This window comes from uncultured Gilvimarinus sp., assembly GCF_963972205.1.
Taxonomy (GTDB): Bacteria; Pseudomonadota; Gammaproteobacteria; order Pseudomonadales; family Cellvibrionaceae; genus Gilvimarinus; species Gilvimarinus japonicus.
Map to the genome: position 1 here is coordinate 142,305 of NZ_CAXAUC010000002.1, position 22,079 is coordinate 164,383.

Annotated in this window: 21 protein-coding genes and 1 tRNA gene; 16 read left to right on the plus strand and 6 right to left on the minus strand. The window is 53.9% G+C overall.

Features of this window, described 5'->3' with window-relative positions; all coding sequences use genetic code 11:
- Positions 1 to 41: 41 nt before the first annotated feature.
- Positions 42 to 1,502, plus strand: a complete 1,461-nt coding sequence (gene cls / locus AACY82_RS05170) for a cardiolipin synthase (RefSeq protein WP_339615718.1) — start codon at positions 42 to 44, stop codon at positions 1,500 to 1,502.
- 7 nt (positions 1,503 to 1,509) lie between these two features.
- Here cls and AACY82_RS05175 read toward each other — a convergent pair whose 3' ends face one another.
- Both AACY82_RS05175 and AACY82_RS05180 read right to left on the minus strand, forming a co-directional pair.
- Positions 1,510 to 2,073 (minus strand): PhnA domain-containing protein, encoded by a 564-nt coding sequence (locus tag AACY82_RS05175; RefSeq protein ID WP_339615719.1) that lies wholly within the window; start codon positions 2,071 to 2,073, stop codon positions 1,510 to 1,512.
- A gap of 76 nt (positions 2,074 to 2,149) precedes the next feature.
- On the minus strand, positions 2,150 to 2,776 hold the full coding sequence (locus AACY82_RS05180; protein WP_339615720.1) for an SDR family oxidoreductase: 627 nt from the start codon (positions 2,774 to 2,776) through the stop codon (positions 2,150 to 2,152).
- Between the two features lie 111 nt (positions 2,777 to 2,887).
- Between AACY82_RS05180 and AACY82_RS05185 the strand changes: the two genes are divergently transcribed.
- From AACY82_RS05185 to AACY82_RS05195, 3 genes are read left to right on the plus strand one after another with little or no spacing between them, the layout of a single operon-like run.
- On the plus strand, positions 2,888 to 3,553 hold the full coding sequence (locus AACY82_RS05185) for an SDR family oxidoreductase (protein WP_339615721.1): 666 nt from the start codon (positions 2,888 to 2,890) through the stop codon (positions 3,551 to 3,553).
- Entirely contained in the window at positions 3,520 to 4,074 is a 555-nt protein-coding gene (locus AACY82_RS05190; protein ID WP_339615722.1) for a hypothetical protein, read from the plus strand. The genes AACY82_RS05185 and AACY82_RS05190 overlap by 34 nt, the downstream gene beginning before the upstream one ends.
- 55 nt (positions 4,075 to 4,129) lie before the next feature.
- On the plus strand, positions 4,130 to 4,999 hold the full coding sequence (locus AACY82_RS05195; RefSeq protein ID WP_339615723.1) for a hypothetical protein: 870 nt from the start codon (positions 4,130 to 4,132) through the stop codon (positions 4,997 to 4,999).
- Between the two features lie 45 nt (positions 5,000 to 5,044).
- Here the strand turns inward: AACY82_RS05195 and AACY82_RS05200 are convergent, their stop codons facing one another.
- Entirely contained in the window at positions 5,045 to 5,767 is a 723-nt protein-coding gene (locus tag AACY82_RS05200; protein WP_339615724.1) for a DUF599 domain-containing protein, read from the minus strand.
- 170 nt (positions 5,768 to 5,937) lie between these two features.
- Here AACY82_RS05200 and ada point away from each other — a divergent pair, with 170 nt between their 5' ends.
- Positions 5,938 to 7,017, plus strand: coding sequence for a bifunctional DNA-binding transcriptional regulator/O6-methylguanine-DNA methyltransferase Ada (gene ada / locus AACY82_RS05205; protein WP_339615725.1), 1,080 nt, complete (start codon positions 5,938 to 5,940; stop codon positions 7,015 to 7,017).
- A 330-nt stretch (positions 7,018 to 7,347) separates the two neighbouring features.
- On the opposite strand, the gene AACY82_RS05210 is transcribed toward ada, so the two are convergent.
- Complete coding sequence (locus AACY82_RS05210) at positions 7,348 to 9,171, minus strand: SEC-C metal-binding domain-containing protein (RefSeq protein ID WP_339615726.1); 1,824 nt, start codon at positions 9,169 to 9,171, stop codon at positions 7,348 to 7,350.
- Positions 9,172 to 9,854: 683 nt separating this feature from the next.
- On the opposite strand from AACY82_RS05210, the gene AACY82_RS05215 reads away from it, so the two are divergent.
- Genes AACY82_RS05215 through AACY82_RS05225 form a run of 3 tightly spaced genes read left to right on the plus strand, consistent with a single transcriptional unit; the run spans position 9,855 to position 11,900 of the window.
- Positions 9,855 to 10,472, plus strand: coding sequence for a LemA family protein (locus tag AACY82_RS05215; protein WP_339615727.1), 618 nt, complete (start codon positions 9,855 to 9,857; stop codon positions 10,470 to 10,472).
- Positions 10,472 to 11,224, plus strand: a complete 753-nt coding sequence (locus AACY82_RS05220) for a TPM domain-containing protein (RefSeq protein ID WP_339615728.1) — start codon at positions 10,472 to 10,474, stop codon at positions 11,222 to 11,224. Before AACY82_RS05215 ends, AACY82_RS05220 begins: the two co-directional genes overlap by 1 nt.
- Positions 11,225 to 11,282: 58 nt before the next feature.
- On the plus strand, positions 11,283 to 11,900 hold the full coding sequence (locus tag AACY82_RS05225) for a TPM domain-containing protein (protein WP_339615729.1): 618 nt from the start codon (positions 11,283 to 11,285) through the stop codon (positions 11,898 to 11,900).
- 117 nt (positions 11,901 to 12,017) lie between these two features.
- Here the strand turns inward: AACY82_RS05225 and AACY82_RS05230 are convergent.
- Positions 12,018 to 12,104: transfer RNA gene (locus AACY82_RS05230), tRNA-Leu, on the minus strand.
- A 302-nt stretch (positions 12,105 to 12,406) separates the two neighbouring features.
- Between AACY82_RS05230 and AACY82_RS05235 the strand changes: the two genes are divergently transcribed.
- The 6 genes from AACY82_RS05235 (at position 12,407) to AACY82_RS05260 (ending at position 18,837) form a co-directional block, all read left to right on the plus strand.
- A complete protein-coding gene (locus AACY82_RS05235) occupies positions 12,407 to 13,354 on the plus strand; it encodes an ABC transporter substrate-binding protein (protein WP_339615730.1) in 948 nt (315 codons plus the stop codon).
- A gap of 92 nt (positions 13,355 to 13,446) precedes the next feature.
- Positions 13,447 to 14,946: a sugar ABC transporter ATP-binding protein gene (locus AACY82_RS05240; protein WP_339615731.1), complete on the plus strand. Its 1,500-nt coding sequence runs from the start codon at positions 13,447 to 13,449 to the stop codon at positions 14,944 to 14,946.
- A 13-nt stretch (positions 14,947 to 14,959) separates the two neighbouring features.
- Entirely contained in the window at positions 14,960 to 15,964 is a 1,005-nt protein-coding gene (locus tag AACY82_RS05245; protein WP_339615732.1) for an ABC transporter permease, read from the plus strand.
- Complete coding sequence (yjfF, locus tag AACY82_RS05250) at positions 15,964 to 16,914, plus strand: galactofuranose ABC transporter, permease protein YjfF (RefSeq protein ID WP_339615733.1); 951 nt, start codon at positions 15,964 to 15,966, stop codon at positions 16,912 to 16,914. Before AACY82_RS05245 ends, yjfF begins: the two co-directional genes overlap by 1 nt.
- A 189-nt stretch (positions 16,915 to 17,103) precedes the next feature.
- Entirely contained in the window at positions 17,104 to 18,000 is an 897-nt protein-coding gene (locus AACY82_RS05255; RefSeq protein ID WP_339615734.1) for a diguanylate cyclase, read from the plus strand.
- Positions 18,001 to 18,237: 237 nt separating this feature from the next.
- Positions 18,238 to 18,837: an HAD-IA family hydrolase gene (locus AACY82_RS05260; RefSeq protein ID WP_339615735.1), complete on the plus strand. Its 600-nt coding sequence runs from the start codon at positions 18,238 to 18,240 to the stop codon at positions 18,835 to 18,837.
- 42 nt (positions 18,838 to 18,879) lie between these two features.
- Here AACY82_RS05260 and AACY82_RS05265 read toward each other — a convergent pair whose 3' ends face one another.
- The gene (locus AACY82_RS05265; protein WP_339615736.1) at positions 18,880 to 19,401 is read right to left on the minus strand and encodes a CBS domain-containing protein; all 522 of its coding nucleotides are present in this window, start codon (positions 19,399 to 19,401) and stop codon (positions 18,880 to 18,882) included.
- Between the two features lie 295 nt (positions 19,402 to 19,696).
- Between AACY82_RS05265 and AACY82_RS05270 the strand changes: the two genes are divergently transcribed.
- Positions 19,697 to 21,364, plus strand: coding sequence for a ribulokinase (locus tag AACY82_RS05270; RefSeq protein WP_339615737.1), 1,668 nt, complete (start codon positions 19,697 to 19,699; stop codon positions 21,362 to 21,364).
- Complete coding sequence (gene araD, locus AACY82_RS05275) at positions 21,361 to 22,056, plus strand: L-ribulose-5-phosphate 4-epimerase AraD (protein ID WP_339615738.1); 696 nt, start codon at positions 21,361 to 21,363, stop codon at positions 22,054 to 22,056. The genes AACY82_RS05270 and araD overlap by 4 nt, the downstream gene beginning before the upstream one ends.
- The last annotated feature ends 23 nt before the right edge of the window (positions 22,057 to 22,079 follow it).

Consider the following 22,079-nt stretch of genomic DNA (forward strand, 5'->3'; position numbering starts at 1 on the left):
TGAGCGCAGTAAGTCACCGCAATAAAACCAGGATCGCCGGTATGGAGTTAACAATTTCATTTGTTTGGGGGTTGCTACAGCAGCTGCTGATTTGGGGGCACTTGCTGTTGGTTATCACCTTTTCGGTGCGGGTTATTATGCTGCGCCTACCGGTGGGCGTTTCACTCGCCTGGCTGTTGGTGTTGGTGCTGCTGCCCTACGTGGGGGTGGGGCTGTACCTATTGTTTGGCGAACGGTTTTTAGGGGTTAAGCGCTCGGCTCGCACCGCCCGCCTAAAGCAGGCGTATCTTCATGCGCGGCGCAACGGGCCCCATAATCATCCCGAGAGCTGGCGTGACAGTCACCCGGCGAGTCAGGCGTTAGCGCGCCTTGAGTATCATACCTCGGGCATCCCGCCGCTGGGGGGCAACCGGGTTGGCTTTTTACAAGGCGCCGAGCACATTATCGATGCGCTGGTGGCGGATATCGACCGCGCCGAGCAGTTTTGTCACCTTGAGTTTTATATTTGGCAGTCGGGCGGTCTAATCGAGCGGGTGGTTGATGCCTTGCTGGCGGCCGCCGGGCGCGGCGTACTTTGCCGTATTATGCTTGATGCGGTGGGCAGCTCGGTATTTTTTTCATCGTCCGCTTTGCACCGTTTGCAAGTGCCCAACATCACCGTTGTAAAAGCCTGCCCCATTCGTTTTATGCCCTGGCAGTTGGCCCGCTACGATCTGCGCAACCACCGTAAAACCGTTATTATTGACAATAAAGTTGCCTATATGGGCAGCTTTAACTTGGTGGACCCAGCGCACTTTAAAGTTGACGCCGGTGTGGGCCAATGGATCGATATGATGGCGCGTATCGAGGGGCCGACTGTTCCGGTGTTTGACGGCGTGTTTCGCTGGTACTGGAACATTGAAACCGCAGATGAGCTGCCGCTGCTTGAGCGTGACATTGAGTCGGATGATTCGCCCGCCTTGTTGCAGGCCGCCCCTTCTGGGCCAGATGTGGCCAAAGAGAGTATCTTAAGCGCACTGCTGCAAGCCATTTACGCCGCGGTTGAATCTGTCGATATCGTTACGCCCTATTTTGTACCGGGCGAGGCACTCGAGCAGGCCTTAAAAATTGCCGCGCGGCGCGGTGTGAAAGTGCGATTAATTGTGCCGGAAAAAGTCGATTCGTTTCTGGTGCGCCATGCCAGCCACTCGTATTTTGCTGGCATGTTGGAGTCAGGGGTAGAGGTCTATACCTACAGTGCAGGGTTGCTGCATACCAAGGCGGTGGTGATCGACTCCGCCCTGGCTTTTTTTGGTACCGTCAATCTCGATTTGCGTTCGCTCTGGCTTAACTTTGAAATGACCATGATCATTTATGATCGCGCTACCGCCGCAGAGTTGGGTGGGTTTTTGGATGAGTACCGCGCGGATGCCGACGCTTTAAGCCTGAGTGTTTGGCGCCAGCGCAGCGCCATGTCACGATTTTTTGAAAACATTACCCACTTGTTTAGCCCGTTGATTTAACGGGCGGCTACCCACTCTTTTTAACAAACTCCGTCAAAATCACAATGCGGGTGCCGTTAACCCGGCCCTCGATGTGAGCGGGGTTGTCGGTGAGGGATATCCCTCTAACCGCCGTGCCGCGTTTGGCGACAAAGCTGGTACCTTTAACGTTTAAATCTTTAATAATGGTGACGGTATCGCCGGCGGCGAGGATCGCGCCGTTGCTGTCTTTGTGCACCACCGCGTGCTCATCTGCCGTGGTAATGCCGGCCTCGGCCCAGGCGCGAATATCGTCTTCTAGGTAGGCCATATCCAGCTGCTCTTGCGCCCAGGTTTCACTGCGCAGCTCGTGCAGCAGTCGATACGACAAAACCTGTGCGGCGGGGGTGGTGCTCCAAACGCTGGTGGTGAGGCAGCGCAAATGATTCACATCGGTGGGTGCGCCGGCCTGCTCTGTGCAGATGGCGCATAGCGCTAAGCGGTCGTCTTGGCCATCGCTATTAGGCAGATGATAGGTGGCAAGCGCCGCCTCAGCGTTGCACAGCTCACATTGGTCTGCGCAGCGCTGCTTAAGATCGTTATCCAGTGACATAGTAAAGCCTAAAGAGGTAAAGCCGCGCATTATGCCCGAGCGCGCGGCACTTGTCTTTTGCGTGGCGGTTAGTCTGCTAGCTAAACGCTGCGGCGAACGTGTCGTGGCCATTGACTAACGGGTAGATTCTGCCGAGTGTGGATTTGTGATCCAGGCAATAAGCTAAAGCGCCGGCGACGTCCTCACGGGTGATAATTTGTGCGTCTTTATCGTTTGGCATCTCGGTGCTAAGCAGGCCGGTGGCGGGCTCGTTGGTCAGCCGGCCGGGGCGCACAATGGTGTAGGGCACATGGCTGCGCAGTAAATGGTCGTCGGCGATTTTTTTGCACACCGAGTAGTGCTTAATGGCGGCCGGGCCATTGTTTGGGTCCTCGGCGCCGCGCGAGCTGACCATCACAAACTGTTTGATGTTGTGCTTTTGGGCTAAGTCGACTGCGCGCATCGCGCTCCACATGTCCACTAAAATCGTTTTATCGGCACCGGTGCTGGCGCCTGAACCGGCGCTAAATACGATCTTGTCACAGCCTTTTATTGCGTGCTCAAAGTCCTCTTCTAGGTTGGCGACCACCACCTCTGCCCCCAGCGCCTCAAGAGCTGGCGCTGCACTGCGCACCATGGCTCGTGGCCGCTCGCCGCGCTCGCACAGCAGTTTGACTAAGGTTTGGCCGATCTGGCCGTTGGCGCCAATAATTAGAGTCGTCATAGGAGCTCCTAGGTGGGGAATAACATCATTTGCTGGTATGGTAACGCGCTCAGCTGGCGGGCGCGAGCCGCCCTTAGCGTACCCCATTAATTGATTCGACAGAGGTGATGTATGTCTAACACAGTAGTAATTACCGGCGCTAATCGCGGTATTGGTTTGTCGTTTGCGCAGTTGTACTTAGCGCGCGGTTATACCGTGTACGCGGCTTGTCGCAGCGCATCGGCCGAGCTGAGTGGTAGTGGGGCAAAGGTGATAGAAGGCGTTGATGTTGGCACTGATGCCGGAGTCAAAAAATTAGATGATGCGCTGCAGGGCGTAAGCATTGATTTGCTGATTAACAACGCGGGCATTTTGCACAATGAGAGCTTAGGGCAGCTTAATCTCGATACCATTCGCGCCCAGTTTGAAACCAATACGCTGGCACCACTGCGGATCACCGATAAGCTTGCCGACCGTTTAGCGGACAATGCCAAAGTTGCGTTAATTACCAGTCGTATGGGTTCTATTACCGATAACACCAGCGGTGGACGCTACGGTTACCGTATGTCCAAGGCCGCCTTAAATGCGGCAGGTATGTCGCTGGCGTGCGATTTAAAACCGCGCGGCATTGCGGTGGCAATTTTGCATCCGGGTTTGGTGGGTACCGAGATGATTGGTGGCCATGGCGATATTACTCCGGATCAGGCGGCCGAGCGTTTAGTGGCGCGTATCGATGAGTTAAATCTGGATAACAGTGGCACCTTTTGGCACTCCAATGGGCAGCAGTTGCCTTGGTAGGTGATAAGCCCACCCACGCGGTAGGGCTGGGCGATCCGAACTATCGCTTGGCGTTTTGTGTGGCCAATCGTCCGGGGTTGGATCACTACCCAGCGCTCGATCATATGGCGCCCCTGGTGACGGGCGAGCTGCAACATATTGTGGCCAATACCAGCAACCACTGGCGTAAACTTTTTAGTGTTTACGCCAAGTTTTTGTACGCGTTAGGGGGGCAGCCGGATTGGCCCGAGCGCTGGCAGGATTACCGCGATCATCGTTTGTTGCACGCCGGTAGTGAGGTGGCTTTACTGTTTAGCGAACCGGACGTTACCCGCAACGCGGTGCATATTGTGGCCGGTAAAACCTACGCCGCCGAGTTAGGGCTTAAAGGTCTAACCTGGCTCGATAGCTACTTTGCTATCGACCTAGAGCATCGTTTATTGGTGTCGCCTTATCTGGATTACCGGCAGTTATCCAACGAGAAAATTGCTATACTGGTGTCGCTTATTCACCAGCACCGGCTGCTCAATAACGCTGATTAACGAGCGGCGTCTCCTTAAACTCTTATTCAATTCATCATGTCGTGGGACCTAACGAATGAACGTAATGCTGTTGACCTTTGGGCCGAATACCAAAAATCACTATCAAGCATGCTTTGCGATTTTGACTATTTTAAAGGCTCAGCTTAAACCCGCGATTACGGTCTACACCGATGTGCCGGAGTATTATGCAAGCTTTGGCGACAGTATTCATATCGAATACACTTCGCCTGAGCGGCTGCAGCAGTGGCGCGGCGAGCAAGACTTTTTTTGGCGTATAAAATGTAAAGCTGTGCAGGACATGGTGCAGCGTCACCCCGGCGAGCACTTAATGTATGTCGACTCGGATACATTTTTAGCCTCTGAGTTGGACGGTATCGTGCAACAGCTGGATCGTGGTGTGTGTTTAATGCACGAGCGTGAAGGGTGCTTGTCTGAGTTTAGCAGTAAAACTGAGTCGGCCATGTGGCAGGCGCTGCGCGGTGGTTGCTACAACGAGGTTTCAGTCAATGAGAGCACCGCTATGTGGAATGCGGGCGTTATTGCGATTCCGGGTCAAATAAGCCAACAGGTGGCGGATCATGCCGTGCATTTGTGCGACAGTTTGTGCGCCACCCAAGCACCTTGGCGGCTGCTAGAGCAGTTTGCATTTTCACTGGCGCTAGCGCAGCAAGGCCCGCTGGAGCCAGCGGCTAGGTGGATTGGGCATTACTGGGGTAATAAAGATGACTGGAATGCAGCCATTGCTGAGTTCTGTTTGACCTCAAAGCTCAAGGCACACACGTTAGAACAAGATCTGCAAGCGCTGGATGGATTTGATTACTCGGCTATAGCGCTGCGCCGTAAAACGAAATCGTCAAAAAAACGCTTGGTCCGTTGGTTGAACCAACTAATGCCGGATAAAAACCTACAGTTTTTCTCACCCTAAAACCAAGCTTTTATTTCATGCGCTTTAGGTGCTTGCGCGTTATTATTAGCGTTCTTTTTTCTGTGCCTCTGTTGCGGTTAGCTCCCGCATTAGCGCATTTAAAGTAGTCGAGTGAAACTCGCGCCGGTAAAGTACAAAGACGACTGCGCCCACCGCCGCAATAAAAAAATACGTATTAAAAAACCATGGCAAGATGGCCAGTGAAAAGTAATAGGCACGCAGTCCGTAGTTATAGCTATGGCCCGCCTGATCGATAATTTTTGCAGTGCTTACGGCGTAGCGGCGGCGCTCGTCTTCTGATATGTCTGCATCGTGAGCCGGCGCCGCACCCAATAAAATCGAGCAAAAACCATACTGGCGCATGGCCCAAGTCAGAGTGAAAAAGGCATACACGTAAATGACCAGCAGCAATATAATTTTAAGCTGTAACTGATGGGCCGACATGGACTCGTTGGCAAATGGCAGAGCGGTGATGGTGATATAGACCTTGTCGATCGAGGCCATAATCGTCACGAAGCCCGCGATAATCAAAATAGAGGTCGACGCCAAGAAAGACACATTGCGCTCTAAACTGGCAATCAGCGCGGTGTCGGCAATACGGTTTTCCCGGCTCAACATCTCAATCATCCAGTTTTTGCGGTACACGTGCAGCACCGAGGCCAGGCAGTGATCGGTGCGGGCGCGCTTGCGCGCAAAGCGGGCGTAACCGGCCCAGCAGATAAGCAGCCAAAAAGCGGCGCCGATGTTTAGATAATCGTGAGGGGTCAACTAACGCTCCTTAAGTGATGCGGTACATCATCTAGTCGATATCCCGTATCTTACTACAGACCAAATGTTATTTTTGCTCTGTATCAAAATTTGACGAGCCAATCGGGAGTGCGCTGGCGGCAACCCTTCGCTAGTATGGGGGTAAGCAAGCCCTTTGGCGGGATAACGCTATGACACATACAACGGCATCCGATCATACCGAGCAATTTGAAGCCCGCTGGCGCCAAGTGCTTGAGCGCGATAAGCGAGCCGACCACCAGTTTGTGTTTGCGGTGCGCACGACCGGCATCTTTTGTCGGCCTAGCTGCCCGGCCCGGCGCCCCAAACGCGAGAACGTTGCCTTCTATACTGACGCACTGGCCGCTGAGGCGGCAGGCTTTAGGTCCTGCAAACGCTGCCTGCCCAGGCAGGCGATCACTCCTGGCGATCAAGCTATCGCGGGTGTTTGTCGGGCCTTGCAACAAGCGGTTATTAGCGCCGAGCGCCCCCCGACGGCGGAGCAGCTTGCGGTTGTGGTGAAGCTTAGCGCGTCTCGGTTGCACACATTGTTTAAAGCCGCTGTCGGAATGACGATCAATCAATATACGCAAGCATTACGCAGCGTTCAGGTGCGCGATGCTCTGGATAAAGGCGCATCGATAACCGACGCGATCTTTGCCGCAGGTTACAGCTCGACCGGACACTTTTATAGGCGTGCCGAACGCGAACTAGGTATGCCGGCGCGCCGTTATCAAAACAAAGGGCAAGCAATGACTATTGAATACACTATTGCCACGTGCGAGCTGGGTCAGCTGCTAGTGGCACGCAGTGAGCGTGGTATTTGCGCTATTGCGCTGGGCGATAGTGGCGATGAGTTGATCGCCGACTTACTCGAACGCTTTTCTAATGCTCAAAAAATTATGCCGAGCGATGATTTCGCCGAGCAAATACAGCAGGTTATTAGCCATATCGAGCAGCCCGGCGCAGCCTCGCTTAACCTGCCGCTGGATGTACGCGGCACCGCGTTTCAGCGCCGGGTATGGCAAGCTTTGCAAAATATTAAGCCGGGGCAAACCATTAGCTACCGCGAGCTGGCGGAGCAAATTGGCGCGCCCACCGCGGCACGCGCCGTGGCCAATGCCTGCGGTGCCAACACCTTGGCGGTGTTGGTGCCGTGTCACCGCGTAGTGCGCGGCGATGGTAGCTTGTCCGGCTATCGCTGGGGTGTTGAGCGTAAGCGTGAGCTGCTTAAACGCGAAAAGATGAAATAGTATTGAGCGTACATCGATAAATTGAAGGGGAGCAGCGCTTCCCTAGCTGAAGGCCGTGAGCGCCGTCGCTAACCGAGCGGCGAACCTGACGCCGCCCGTGTTTTTTAGAGCGGTAAATTGGACTGAATAAAAGCGTACCTTTGAGGTACGCTTTTAACTTTTAGGGCCTAAAGGCTATAGTGCCTAGCGCTCAAGCCAAGGCGTATTGATATCAGCTTGGCCTCTCGGTAAGTCGCGTCCGGCTCCGATGTTGCTTACTACCACCTTGAATGCAATGTCTTCGCCCAGATAGTCGTAACACCGGGCTTTATGTTCAGCTTGATAATGTTTTCACAGACCTTTCATGGCCGCGCGTGCCCATTTGAGTGCTCCGCTGCTTGTCCATTCTGGTAGGGTGGCTTGGCGGTACAGCCAGGCCTCGTCTTCACCGCCGAGCGTGAAGCCAAAAGGTGACATTTCTGGTTGTTTGGCTTTGGCCTTAAGTAGCATATTGAGCGCGGTTTGGTGGCGCTCGGCCGCTGTCGTTAGCGCCAGCTTGGCCTCCTTGGGCCGGTTTAGCATGTACAGTGCCAGGATGCGGTTTAATGGCATATGGCATGCCGCTTCATCCGGGTATTGCTCGGCAAGTTGCAGTACTTTTTGCGGTTGGTTGCGGCGCAGGTAGGCAGCCGCTAAGTCCCAGCGCACGCCTTGGTTATCGTTGGGGTTGAGCTCCAGCAGCAGCTCGGCGTAAGCGCAGGCGCGCTCCAGCTCATTGTGCGCAAAGTAGTCTTCGGCTATTAAATGAATCAGGCTTAGAAACGGGCGGTTTTCCAAAAAGCCCCAGGGCAGTTCCTGCGCTGGCGGTTTTACGTTGAGCGTCAGCTTGATCAGCGCTTCGCTGCGCTGGATAAGCGGCTCGTAAAGCATTTGATTCAGATCGGGGTCATCGCCGCCAGCCAGAAGGTTGAGCAAGTCGCTTATAACCATAGCACTGTGCCAGAGCTCTTTTTGGCGCAGCAGTAGTGGCGCCCAGTCGTCCAAGCACTCCCAGGGTGAAAGCTCGTGCCACAACTCGGTGGCTGCTCCCCATTTGTCTTCAGCTTGGGCGAGCTTAGGCGGGCTTTGTAGTACGGCCACATCGCCGTGATCTTCTAAGGTGTAAAGGGCCTTAGGGACGGGCGCGTCGTCCAGCGCCTGCACCAGCTCCACCAATAGAGCGGCTTGTGCCTCAGGGGCATCATGCGCCACTGACCGGAGTGCTCCTACGGGGTCTGAGGTGCAGTGCGTGAGTAGCTCTAGCAACTCCGGATGACCAAAACCTTTGCGTTGCAGGCGAGCCAGCCAAAATTGTGCCCTCGCACGGGCTTGCTCTGTTTCGTTGTTGGCACACAGCAGTGTCAACTCCAGTATCGCCAGCGCTGGCGAATCGGGTGCGACTCGCTGAGCCTGTTTAAACGCCGCCCAAGCGCCGGCGGTATCACCTTCGTCCATCAGCATAGAGGCCTTGCGCTGCCAAGCATCGGCCTGCAGGTTCGAGTCCTTGGCTTGACAGCCCCGCTCAAGCAGTTGTTGGCGCTTGCGGGGTTTGTGCACAATCAAATACACATCCATCATGGGGTCAAACAAGGGCTGGTGGCGTCGCGTGAGCGGCCCATTGCCTTTAAACCAAGGCTCTAACAGCGCTAAAGCGCGTCGTTCATCACCTTCGCTCAACCATTGCATCGCCGTATCTGCCAGCGCCTCGGTGTCTATCCGACTGTGTGGCAACTCGCCCATCGCCTTTTGCGGGTAACTATCAAGCACATGGCGGAGCATATTGTAACCCTCCAGCATGGGTATATTTTCCATTCGCTCACAGCACTGTTTGTACTTGCGGCCCGAGCCGCACAGGCAGGGCTCGTTGCGCTTGGGTTTAGGGATGGGGCAGGGCCTGAAATCGTTCGCAGGCAGCGGGGTAATATTGTAAAGCTGTACCCCCATTAAACGGAAAAATTCACTGGGGGAGCCGCTTTGCGGGTTTATGCCTGCGCTCATGGTTGGCGCCAATACGGGGCCGGCCTCGGCCATCCAATCCAAAAAGGGCTGGGGCTCGGGCGATTCCGCCAGCTTGCGACCGGCGATAGAAAGAATCAGAGGCAGTTCGTTGTTGGTTTCCGATGTTTGGTTATGCATGAGTGTGTCGGTGCTGTAGTTAAACTTGTCTTACCTTAACGGTTTGCAGCGCGTTAATAAAGCCGGCTAAGCAAGTGCTTTTTTGGCATTGAAAACCATGTTTCTCACTTTGTACGAATGGTGGTTTGGCGCTTACTTCTGGGCTATTGCCACATACGCTGCCGGCCGTTTATGGTTGCTGGGAGGTATATCCAGTCGTTTTGGCCTACAAGCCTAAAGGTTAAATTCTGTTTTCTTGGAGTGTGCCGGTCAACTCACAAACGCCTCCGTTTTATAGACAGCCCATAAATAGATATTTAGCTTTTTCAGTGTACCGACAGGCGCTAATCTGCCGAGGTGGTCATGACCTCGTTTTTCATCATGTTTCAGCGTTGAAGACCAGCTAAGTTCACGAGCCTGCTCTAAAGTGCGCGACGCTCAGCACCCGTTAGAGTGAAAGCACTAACCCCAAGAGTTGATTAAAAGTTGCCGCAGCTCCGGGAACCGTTTAGTTGCTGGGGGTGATTAGCTGAACGACTGCGTTAAGTATCTGACTGTTACGGCCATTTTTAATACCGCGGGGCAAATCAACGCTTATCGCCTTGAAAGCATTCGCTTGGAGCCCATGTTAGAGTGGTGTTTGATGTTTTCACCTGCGGGTGGGCATCTTCCTTTTTATACAACCACTTCCGGGACAGAGCACTATGGATACCCTCTACAAACCGTTTCAACAGCGGTCTTTCTGGCAGTTAGCGCCGCTGATGGCGCTGGTTTTATTACTCAGCGGCTGTGGCATCAATAATATTCCCACGTTTGATGAGAAGGTCACTGCCGCCTGGGCTCAGGTGGAAAACCAATACCAGCGTCGGGCCGATTTGATTCCCAATCTGGTAGAAACTGTTAAGGGTTTTGCGGCCCAGGAGCAGGAAACCCTGACGGCGGTGATTGAGGCTCGCTCTAAGGCGACGTCGATTCAGGTGGACGAAAGCATCCTTAATAACCCGCAGAAGCTAAAGCAGTTTCAGCAAGCGCAGGGTGAGCTTAGTAGCGCCTTGAGCCGTTTGATGGCGGTATCTGAGCGCTATCCGGATTTGAAGTCGAACCAGAACTTTCTGGCTTTGCAGTCTCAGCTTGAAGGCACTGAGAATCGTATTGCCGTGGCACGTCGGGATTTTATTCAGGCGGTGGAGCGTTACAACACCGAGCTGCGCACCTTTCCGGGAAAAATCTGGCACAGCATTCTGTACAGCGACTTAGAGCGGCGCGCTAACTTTGAAGCCACCACGGAAAATGCGGACGAAGCGCCCGCGGTGGAGTTCTAATGGTTTTATTGTTGCGCAAAAACCTGTTGCTGGGGTTACTGTTGTTGCTGCCGGCTATGGCTTGGGCTCAGTCGGCACCGGAGTTTCCCGAACTGACCGGCCGGGTGGTAGACCGGGCCCAGATGCTCTCGCCAGAGGTGGAGGCCCGCCTTAGTCAGATGCTTCAGGCCCACGAACAGGCCAGCACTGAGCAGGTGGTCGTAGTCACCTTGGCTAACCTTCAGGGGTACCCAATAGAAGATTACGGCTATCAGTTGGGGCGGCACTGGGGAATCGGCCAAAAGGATAAGGACAACGGCGCTCTGCTGATTGTGGCCAAAGAGGAACGCAAAATCCGTATTGAGGTGGGATATGGTCTTGAAGGCCGACTCACCGACGCGCAATCATCGGTCATTATCGATAGCGTGATCACTCCGGCGTTTCGCCAGGGTGATTTTCAGGCCGGCATCGTCAAGGGCACCGCCGCAATGGTTAAGGTTCTGGGAGGCGAGCCTATGGCGATGCCTCGGGGGCAGCCAACCCGTGCGGCTCAGGAAAAGCCCAATGTTATTGTGGCCGCGCTGTTTCTTATTGTGATATCCGTGTTGTTGCTTTTTGGTGGCCGTGGCGGGCGCGGTGGCACGGCGTTGATAGGCGCGGCCTTGCTCGGTGCTGCCATGGGTGGTGGTCGTGGGGGCGGCGGCTTCGGTGGCGGAGGTTTTAGCGGCGGCGGAGGCGGCTTTGGCGGAGGCGGTGCCTCTGGCGGCTGGTAACTCTGCATGGGTATTCGCGCGCGCTAAACCCCTCATCTGAAATAAGAGCCAAACAATTATGACATTACTCAGTAAAAATGATCAGCAAGCCGTTACCGCTGCCATCAGCGCGGTGGAGCGAGAGACTGACGCCGAGTTGGTGACCGTGCTGACCGCGCAGTCCGACAACTACAGCTACATTCCCTTGTTGTGGGCCGGCATTCTGGCGCTGCTGGTGCCGGGCGCTGCCAATTACGTTGGCAACTGGTTGGGGGCTGATACGCTGCTGCTGGTGCAGTGGGGGACTTTTATCCTGCTCAGCCTGCTGTTTCGCATACCCGGCATCAATACCCGCTTGATTCCTCGGCAGGTGCGCTACTGGCGTGCCTCCAATCTGGCGCGACGTCAGTTTTTGGAGCAAAACCTGCATCACACCAAAGGCGCCACAGGTGTGCTGATCTTCGTCTCGGAGGCCGAGCGCTATGTGGAGATTTTGGTGGATCAAGGCATTGCCGATGTTCTGGACAACGCCGTATGGGAAGGCATCGTGGCTGATTTTACCGCGAAAGTGCGCCAAGGTCAGACTCGGCAAGGGTTTCTGGATTGCATCGCCGCCTGCGGCAGGCTTTTACAAGAGCACGTGCCCGCCACCCACGAGCGCAATGAATTGCCCAATCACTTAGTGATTTTGCCGTAATGTTCGCGCCGGTTTATGGTTGGGTAGGTCGCTCAACCTTTGCTGGCTGACGCGGGATGGATGTATTTAAGCAATAAAAAAGGCCGAGCCCCCAAGGGGTTCGGCCTTTTTTGTATATGGTGCCCAGGAGAGGACTTGAACCTCCACGGCCGTGAGGCCACTAGCACCTGAAGCTAGCGTGTCTACCAATTTCACCACCTGGGCAGATGGTTAGCGGTGTTTTACGCCCGATTGACTTGCTGTCCAATTCCGCTTGGGCATTGCATCTGACGTAGGCCAAAAGCTAAGGACGCGCATATTAGTGGGCGGCTGTTGGCTTGTCAACGCTTGGATGAAGAAAATCACGATTTTGTATATGGCTTGTTCAAGCCGATGTTTTTACGTGGGTTTTTGGTAGTAACACGATAGGTTTGTGTAATTTGAGTTATTATATTATATTTATAGCTATCAAGCTCGACGTACACTGCCAGCGTACGCAAACCTAATAAAATAGATAAGAGGTAGATATGAATAAGATCTTTGCGAGTGTTGCGCTCGCCTCTATGGTTGTTGCCTCTCAGGCCGCAAGCGCCTTGACGGTGGGGTTTTCTCAGGTTGGCTCTGAAAGTGGCTGGCGCACGACCTTCTCGGAGTCTGTTAAAGCCGAAGCCGAACGCCGCGGAATCGATCTCAAGTTCTCGGACGCCCAGCAAAAGCAAGAAAACCAAATCAAAGCCATTCGCAGTTTTATCGCTCAAGGTGTGGATGCGATTGTTGTCGCCCCTGTGGTTGAGACCGGTTGGCGGCCGGTGCTGATGGAGGCCGCTCGCTCGCGCATTCCAGTGGTGATTGTCGACCGCAATGTGGATGTGGGCAATAGTCGCTTGTATGTGACTCGAATTGCCCCGGACTTTGTCGATGAAGGGCGCAAGGCGGCGGGCTGGCTGATGGACGCCACCGGTGGCGATTGCGACATTGTTGAGTTGCAGGGCACGGTAGGCTCAAGTGCCGCGATTGGCCGCATGGAAGGGTTTAATGAGGTGCTGGCTGAGTACCCGAATGCGCAGATTGTTCGCTCGCAAACCGCTGAATTTACTCGCTCGAAGGGTAAAGAGGTGATGGAAAGTATTTTAAAAGCTGAGGGCGGCGGTAAAAATTTATGCGCGCTTTGGACTCACAACGATGAGATGGCGCTGGGCGCTATTCAGGCCATTAAAGAGGCGGGGCTGCAGCCGGGCAAAGACATTTTAGTGGTGTCGGTGGATGCAGTAGACGATATTTTTACCGCGCTTAAAGCTGGTGATGTAAATGCGACTGTGGAGATGAGTCCACACTTAGGTGGCCCGGCGTTTGATGTGATTGATGAATACTTAAAAGGTAAGCGCGATTTTGAAAAATGGATCGTGATGGACGGCGAGGTTTTTACGCAACAAAATTACCAGGCCGAATACAACAAGCGCATGGGTGCCGAGTAGGCGCTGCAATTAATAATAATGATGGTGCTGTTTGTGTTCGGCCCAAGCCCTAGGGTGTTGGTCGCGCGATCAGCCAGTCGACGAGTCAGATTATGAGTCAAGAAGAAGCAGTGTTAACGCTTCGCGGATTGGTAAAAACCTTCCCGGGCGTCAAAGCGCTCGACGGCGTAGATTTTACTTTGCGTCGTGGCGAGATCCACGCGTTACTGGGCGAGAACGGCGCGGGGAAATCTACCTTAATTAAGGTGATGACCGGCGTCTACACCCGCGATGGGGGCGATATTACGCTTGATGGTGACGCGATATTTCCGGCTAATACCGGCGATGCCCAGGATCTGGGGATTAGCACCGTATACCAAGAGGTGAACTTGCTGCCGAACTTATCGGTGGCACAGAATTTATATCTGGGTCGTGAGCCAAAACGGTTTGGCTTAATCGACTGGCGCCGTATGAACCGCGAGGCGCGCGAGCTACTGTTGGAATACAAACTCGATTTGGATGTGAGTGCGCCGTTAACCGATTATTCGGTAGCGATTCAGCAGTTGATTGCGATTGCCCGCGGTGTGTCTATGTCGGCCAAGGTGCTAATTTTAGATGAGCCTACCGCTAGTTTAGATGCCGACGAAGTTCGATCTCTGTTTGAGATTATGCGTTCGCTTAAGGCTCAGGGCATCGGTATTGTGTTTGTGACACATTTTCTCGATCAAGTTTATGCCGTGTGTGATCGCATCACTGTTTTGCGCAATGGTGCATTGGTGGGCGAGTATAAAACAGCAACCCTAACGCAAGATAAGCTCGTTAGTCATATGCTGGGTAAGGACTTGGAAAAAGCGGTGCATCAAAAGCGGGTCGACAATGAAGATCACGCTGGCGAAACACTGTTGAAGCTCGACCAGTTTGGCGGTGACGATTTACAGCCACTCGATTTGTCGGTGCGTGCCGGTCAAGTGGTTGGTTTGGCAGGTTTGCTGGGTTCCGGCCGAACGGAATTATGCAAGCTGGTGTTTGGAGTCGACTCAGCCAGCACTGGCACTATGACACTGAGACAGCAAAGCACACGCTTTAAGCATACCCGCCAAGCGGTTATGGCCGGGCTGGGCTTATGCCCGGAAGATCGTAAGCGCGACGGTATTTTTGGCCCTATGTCGATTCGCGAGAATATGATAATGGCGCTGCAAAACAAACGTGGCTGGTGGCGTTATATCCCCCGCAGCAAACAGCGTGAGCTGGCCGAGCACTATGTGCAAGCGCTTAATATTGCCACCAGTGATATCGAAAAACCCATCAACCAGTTAAGTGGCGGCAATCAGCAAAAGGTTATTTTGGCGCGCTGGCTTGCCTCTGAACCGCAGCTGTTGTTGCTGGATGAACCCACCCGCGGTATTGACGTAGGCGCCCACGCCGAGATTATTCAATTGATCCGCAAGCTGTGCGATCAAGGCCTTGGTTTGTTGGTCGCCTCGTCAGAGCTGGATGAGTTAGTCGACTTTGCCGATAAAGTGGTGGTGTTGCGCGATCGGCGCAAAGTGGCCGAAGTGGCGGGTAACGATATCTCGCAGCAAACGATTATGCAGGCCATCGCCGGCCAATAAGTTAGGTTTTATCATGAGTTATGCAAATTTATCACCCGAGGTGCGGCGCTTTATTTGGCCCATCGCAGGGTTAGTGTTGTTGTTGCTGGTCAATGTATTGATCTCGCCTGAATTTTTCCAGCTAGAGGTAAAAGACGGCCGTTTGTACGGCAGCGTAATCGATGTGCTTAATCGCGCGGCGCCGGTGGCGCTGCTGGCGATTGGCATGACCTTAGTGATCGCCACTGGCGGTATCGACTTATCGGTTGGTTCGGTAATGGCCATTGCCGGTGCAGTTAGCGCGAGTTTAATTGTCAGCGGTGTCGATAATATCGCGCTGATCATTGGCGGCGGTTTGTTGGCGGGTGTCGCAGCGGGTTTTGTCAATGGCTTTTTAGTGGGCTACTTTGGTATTCAGCCGATCGTTGCCACCTTGATTTTAATGGTGGCAGGGCGGGGCATTGCGCAGCTTATTAACGCCGGCCAAATTGTGACTTTCCATCACGATGCATTTGCTTTTTTAGGGGTGGGTTACTTTTTGGGTCTACCTTTTCCTATTGTGCTTGTCATTATAACGTTCGTGTTAGTGCAGCTTTTGATGCGCCGCACCGCACTTGGTTTGTTTGTCGAGGGTGTTGGCGCTAACGCCAGCGCCAGCCATTACATTGGCATTAACGATAAACTGATTAAGTTAATGGTGTACTGCATCTCCGGCCTGTGCGCTGCAGTGGCCGGCATGATTGCCGCAGCGGATATCGGCGGTAGCGACGCTAATAACGCGGGCCTATGGTTGGAGTTGGATGCAATTCTTGCCGTGGTGATTGGTGGCGCTTCACTGATGGGTGGGCGATTTTCTATATTTTTGTCGATTATCGGCGCGCTGATCATTCAAACGTTAACCATTACTATTATTTTAAGTGGTGTTCCGCCTAAGTTTAATCTTCTGATTAAGGCGGCCGCTATTATCATCATTTTGTTGTTGCAATCACCTGAGTTTCACCGCCAGGTTGCACGTTTTCGCAAGCGGCGGGGTGCGTAATGTTTAACCGTAAATTTTTACCCTTATATGTTACTTGTTCGCTGTTTTCATTGTTGTTTTTAGCCGGCTCCGTCCAATTTGAGAATTTTGGTACGCTGCGGGTTTTTATGAACCTGTTTACCGATAACGCGTTCTTGATTATTACGGCCGTCGGCATGACGTTTGTGATTTTGTCGGGCGGCATTGACTTGTCGGTCGGCTCCACCATTGCTTTAAGCGGCGTCATTATCAGTGTGTTGTTGCAAGCCGGTTGGCATCCGCTACCGGCGTTTGCCGTGGTGTTGGTCCTGGGAACCGTGTTTGGTGCTGTGATGGGGGCAATTATTCACTACTATAAGTTGCAGCCTTTTATTGTCACCTTGGCGGGGATGTTTTTTGCGCGCGGTTTGAGCTCGGTTATCAGTGAAGAGTCTGTGCCTATCATGCACGAGTTTTACGACAGCGCCGCCATGTTTGCCTTTGAGTTGCCGGGCGGGGCTTGGCTGGGTAGCTCTACCATTATTGCGTTATTGGTGGTGGTGCTGGCAATTGTGCTGGCGAATTTTACTCGCTTTGGTGGCCGGGTGTATGGCTTGGGGGGCGATGCCCACTCAGCGGCCCTGATGGGCATTAATATTGCGCGCACGACTATTAGCGTTTATGCCCTTAGCTCGTTCTTGGCGGCTCTTGCCGGTATCGTATTTAGTTTTTATACCTTCTCGGGTTACTCGTTAGCGGCGGTCGGGGTTGAACTGGACGCGATTGCGGCCGTGGTGATCGGCGGCACCCTGCTAACCGGTGGTTATGGCTATGTTATCGGCACCCTGTTTGGGGTACTTATTATGGGTGTGGTGCAAACTTATATCTCGTTTGACGGTACCTTAAGCAGCTGGTGGACGAAGATTGTGATTGGCCTGCTGTTGTTTATCTTTATCGCTTTGCAGCGCTTTTTGGTGCGTCGCCGGCGTTAATGTTGCTTACACTTGAGTGAACCCGCCGATGGCGTATGCTAAGGTATCCTTAGTGTTAGCAATAATAGGGTGCTGGTTATGAGGCTTGCTGTCAGCGGGGGCTTGCTTGTTGCTCTGGCGAATCGGCTATTTAGCGTTTGGCTCAAGAGCGCGACCTGGCTGTTGGCTTGTTTGGTTTGGACCCCTCACTTGCAAGCCGTTGACGCTGAGCCTCGGTTAACCACAACGAGCCGGGCAGCTGACACTGATGCCGGGATTCGCTCAGATAAAGATACCACCGTGCTGCGAGTTCGGTACCCTCATAATAACTCTCCCGATCCCGCTTATGCCCACCGCCTGGAATATGTCGAGTCGGTGCTCGATCTTGTTTTGTCGCACTCGGGGCAACCTTATACGTTGCTGCCGGTGCCCACTCAAACGGTCACTGATAATCGCAACAGCCGAAACCTGCTATCGGGGTATTACGATGTGAACTGGTTGCACACTAATCGTCAGCGGGAGGCGGCCTTGCAGTCCGTGCGAATCCCGTTGTTTAAAGGTGTTACCGGTTGGCGTGTTCTATTAATCCACAGTAATGACCAAGCGCGCTTTAGCGCGATTGATCATCTTGAGCAGTTAAAGGCTTTGCGCGCCGGTCAAGGTCATGATTGGCCGGACACGCCTTTGTTGGCGTCTCACAGTTTTTCGATGCAAACATCGGTCAGCCGCAATAGTTTGATCAGTATGTTGGCCGGTCAGCGTATTGATTATTTTCCGCGTTCGGTGGTTGAGGTATTTGATGAGCTGGAAATGTATCAACACGAGAACATTGCGTTGGAGCAAACTTTGGCGCTGGTGTATCCCACTGCACAGTATTTCTTTGTGGCGCCAGACAACCAACGCTTAGCCGATGTACTTAAGTCAGGGCTTGAAGCGACTATTGCCAGTGGCGATTTTACTGACTTGTTTAACCGCTTTTACGGTGATGCGATAGCCCGTGCGCACCTATCCAACCGCCACGTTTTTAAGCTGACTAATCCGCTGTTGCCCAAAGAGACGCCGCTCGACCGACCAGAGCTGTGGCTGCGCTTCCCACGGGCCGAGTAGCCGTGATTTTTAATGGCTTTGCCCGCGTTATAGGATTGTTTTTGCTCGCGCGTTCGTACTGAATGTGACTTTTACCTGCGCTTTTTGTTGCCTGTTCCGCGATGCGTTTGGTCAAAGCGTTGGCGCTAAGGTTTAACCATGGCGGGTAGGATGGTATTCTTTTAGCGCGCCGATCGCGGCAGCTCGGCGCACCCTTCACCTTCAGTGTGTTCACCCCTAACTTAAGTAGGCACCCCTTTGTACGATCAGTATCAAGCCATCATCTTTGATATGGATGGCACCTTAATCGATAGTGGCCAGCTGCACGAAGTCGCTTGGACGGAAACCCTCAATAAGTTTGCGATTCCCATCGATAGGCCGCTAATGCGCTCGTTGGCGGGCGTGCCAACCAAAGGCACCATCGAAATTTTGCTCAAACATTTTGACTGCAAGGTTGAGGCATCGTTGGATGTCATGAACGACTTTAAAGAGGCGGTGGTGCGCGACAAGATTAACGATTACGTTAAGCCCACCGCATTGCTGCAGCTGGCTGAGCGCTATTACGGTAAAAAGCCCATGAGCGTGGGCACCGGTGCCTACACTGACGAGGCGAAGAGCATTATTGAGCAGTGCCAGATTAGCTACCTGATCGATCATGTGGTGGGGGCCGATTTAGTGGCTGCCCCTAAGCCCGCCCCCGATACCTTTTTGCGCTGCGCCGAGTTAATGGGGGTTGCCCCGGAGCACTGTGTGGTGTTTGAAGACGCCAAGCTGGGGTTAGAGGCTGCACGCCGCGCCGGTATGGCGGCCGTTGATGTGCTGGATGTGCTGGGTATTGAGAACGATTACTTTTTATAGTCCTAGACGCAGTGGCTAGCGCTTGGCGGTGAGGTTAATGGCTCACCCCAGCGCGGCCAAAATGTCCAGCGCCGTTACTACGCCTACCAGTACTCCTTGCTCGGTGAGGTAAATCACATCTGCTTGCTGCGCCAGCATCAGGCTGCGCACCGTTTCTATGCTGGTGTCGGCGTCGGCACTGACCGGATTGGTTCGCATAATCTGGTGCGCCGTGCAGTAAACCTGGGCGCGTCGCACCCATTGGGTTAACTCGTCGAGGTTCTCCACCTCGGTGCCCGTCGCACGTCTAAAGCTATCGTTTACCGCCTGAGCGCGGTAGGTCTCGTCGCTGTTAAGAAACCCCGCAATCTCACCGCTACTAAGCACGCCGACCAACTGATGGTCCGAGGCGATCACTGGCGCCTGGCTGACATTGTGGCGCGCCAAAAAGTGGCGTGCGCGATCGACTGACCAGCCTTCATAAATGCAGGTGACGTGGGGGCTCATGATAGAGCGCACGGGGGTGGTACCTAATGTGTCGGTCATTGTTGTCAAGGTGTCGTTGTTATTTTGGTCATGCGACATCTTAGCGCTAATCGATGTTTTTGACGACCTGTGTCAGCGCTGTCTTTTTTATTATAATATAAAACTATTAAAATCTTTATGTTGGCAAGAATAATAATCTGAGGGCCTGTTGAGAGGGGTGAGAGCGCATTAGCCGAGGCATTTCGGGCTTAGTGAATACGCCCTGGCACTGCGAAAGCCTAAGTCGCCTCGGGTTCACCCTGTAAAAGTGTTTGACAAGGGTGGAAGTGATTAGGATAATATTATAATACAAAATAAAGATGCGCCCGAATTCCGTGCGCTTGGGATATGTCTTATGAGTTCTTATGCCTTGGGCCTGGATTACGGCTCAGATTCAGTCAGAGCACTGTTGGTCAACACCGCCACTGGTGAAGAGGTGGCCACCAGCGTTATTAATTACCCCCGCTGGGCTAAAGGCCTTTACTGCGAGCCGGCGGCAGATCAGTTCCGTCAGCACCCGCTGGATTACCTAGAGAGCCTAGAGCAGGTGTTGGCTGGGCTGTGGCAGCGCGCACCAAAGGGTGCGGCGCAGGCCGTGGTGGGAGTCAGCTTTGACACCACAGGGTCTACCCCGATTGCGGTAGATGCCGAGGGTACGGCTCTGGCGTTAAAGCCGGCGTTTGCCGACAACCCCAACGCAATGTTTGTGCTTTGGAAGGATCACACCGCTGTGCGCGAGGCCGCCGAGATTACCGCGGCCGCTGAGCAGGCCCCCGAGAACTACCTAAAGTACGAGGGCGGTATTTACTCGTCCGAGTGGTATTGGTCGAAGGCGCTGCACGTAATGCGCGCCGACAAAGCCGTCGCGGCTGCCGCCTATATGTGGGTTGAGCACTGCGATTGGATGTCGGCCATATTAACCGGCACCACTCACCCGGATGTGTTCCGCATGGGCCGTTGTGCGGCAGGCCATAAAGTCATGTGGCACGAGAGCTGGGGCGGCTACCCACCCAACGATTTTTTTACCGGCATCGACCCGCTATTAGACGGTTTATGCGAGCGCCTGCCGAGCGAAACCTTTTGCGCCGATGAGCGCGTTGGCGGCTTAACCGCTGAATGGGCCGAGCGTTTGGGGTTGCCCGAGGGCATCGCCGTGGGCTTTAGCGCGTTTGATTGCCACATGGGCGCGGTAGCGGCCAATGTGCAGCCCGGCGTACTCACCAAAATTATGGGTACCTCCACCTGCGATATCACCATTGCCAGCCACGCGGCTATTGGCGATAACTGCGTGCGCGGTATTTGCGGCCAAGTGGACGGTTCGGTCATTCCCGGCATGGTGGGGTTAGAGGCGGGGCAGTCGGCCTTTGGTGACTTATACGCTTGGTTTAAACGCTTAGTGAATGGCCCGGCGATTCAGGTTATCGAGCAATCTGAGCATTTAGACGCGGCCACCCGCGAGCGGTTACTGGCCGAGCTAGAAGATAAAAGCTTAATCGCCATGAGCGCGGCCGCAGCAAAATTAGCGCCAGGTACCAGTGGCGTTACCGCACTCGATTGGGTTAACGGCCGGCGCACGCCGGATGCTGATCAAACCGTATCGGGCGCGATTACCGGCTTAAAAATGGGCAGCACCAGTGCCGAAGTGTTTCGCGCACTGGTCGAGGCTACTGCCTTTGGTGCCCGCGCTATTATCGAGCGTTTTCGCGCTGAAGGCGTTGCCGTCGACAGCGTGGTGGCCATTGGCGGTATCTCGAAAAAGTCCGACTTTGTCATGCAAACCTGCGCCGATGTTTGGAATTGCCCCATCGATGTTCTGGAAAGTGAGCAAAGCTGCGCACTGGGTGCCGCGATTTTTGCCGCGACAGTCGGCGGGGCTCACCCGGATGTTGCCAGTGCGCAACAAGCTATGGGCTCCAGCGTGAGCCAAACCTATCAACCCAACGAGCAAGCGGCGGCGATTTTTGATGAGCTGTACAAGCAGTATCAAGCGCTAGGCCAATACGTGGAGGCGGCAAAATCGTGAGCAAATATCTCGAATTAAAACGTCAGGCGTTTGAAGCCAACATGGAACTAAACGCACGCGGTTTAGTGGTTTACACCTGGGGTAACGTATCGCAAATTGATCGCGCCGAAGGTGTTATTGCCATTAAGCCCAGCGGCGTGGCTTACGCCGATATGCAGGTTGACGACATTGTTGTGGTGGATTTGGACAATAACATTGTTGAAGGCGCGATGCGGCCCTCGTCGGACACCCGCACTCATACCCATCTGTATCGACACTTCGACGCCATTGGCGGTGTGACTCATACCCACTCGACGTACGCCACCGCGTGGGCACAGGCGCAAGAGTCGATTCCGTGCCTCGGCACCACTCACGCGGACTACGCCTATGGCGCTATTCCCTGCACAGCGGTAATGAGCGATGCACAAATTGCGCGCGATTACGAAGAAGAAACCGGTGTGCAGATTACCGATTGCTACAAAGATCGCAACCCGGTGGAATCACCCATGGTGATTATTGCCGGCCACGCGCCCTTTACTTGGGGCAAAGATGCGGCGCAATCGGTTTCCCATGCCGTCATCTTAGAAGAAATCGCCAAGATGGCTTACCTGACTCGCACCCTTAAGCGCGATGTAGCGCCGCTTAAACAAGGCATTATCGATAAACACTATTTGCGCAAGCACGGCAAAAACGCTTACTACGGGCAGAGCTAAAGCTCGGCCACGACCCCAATAAA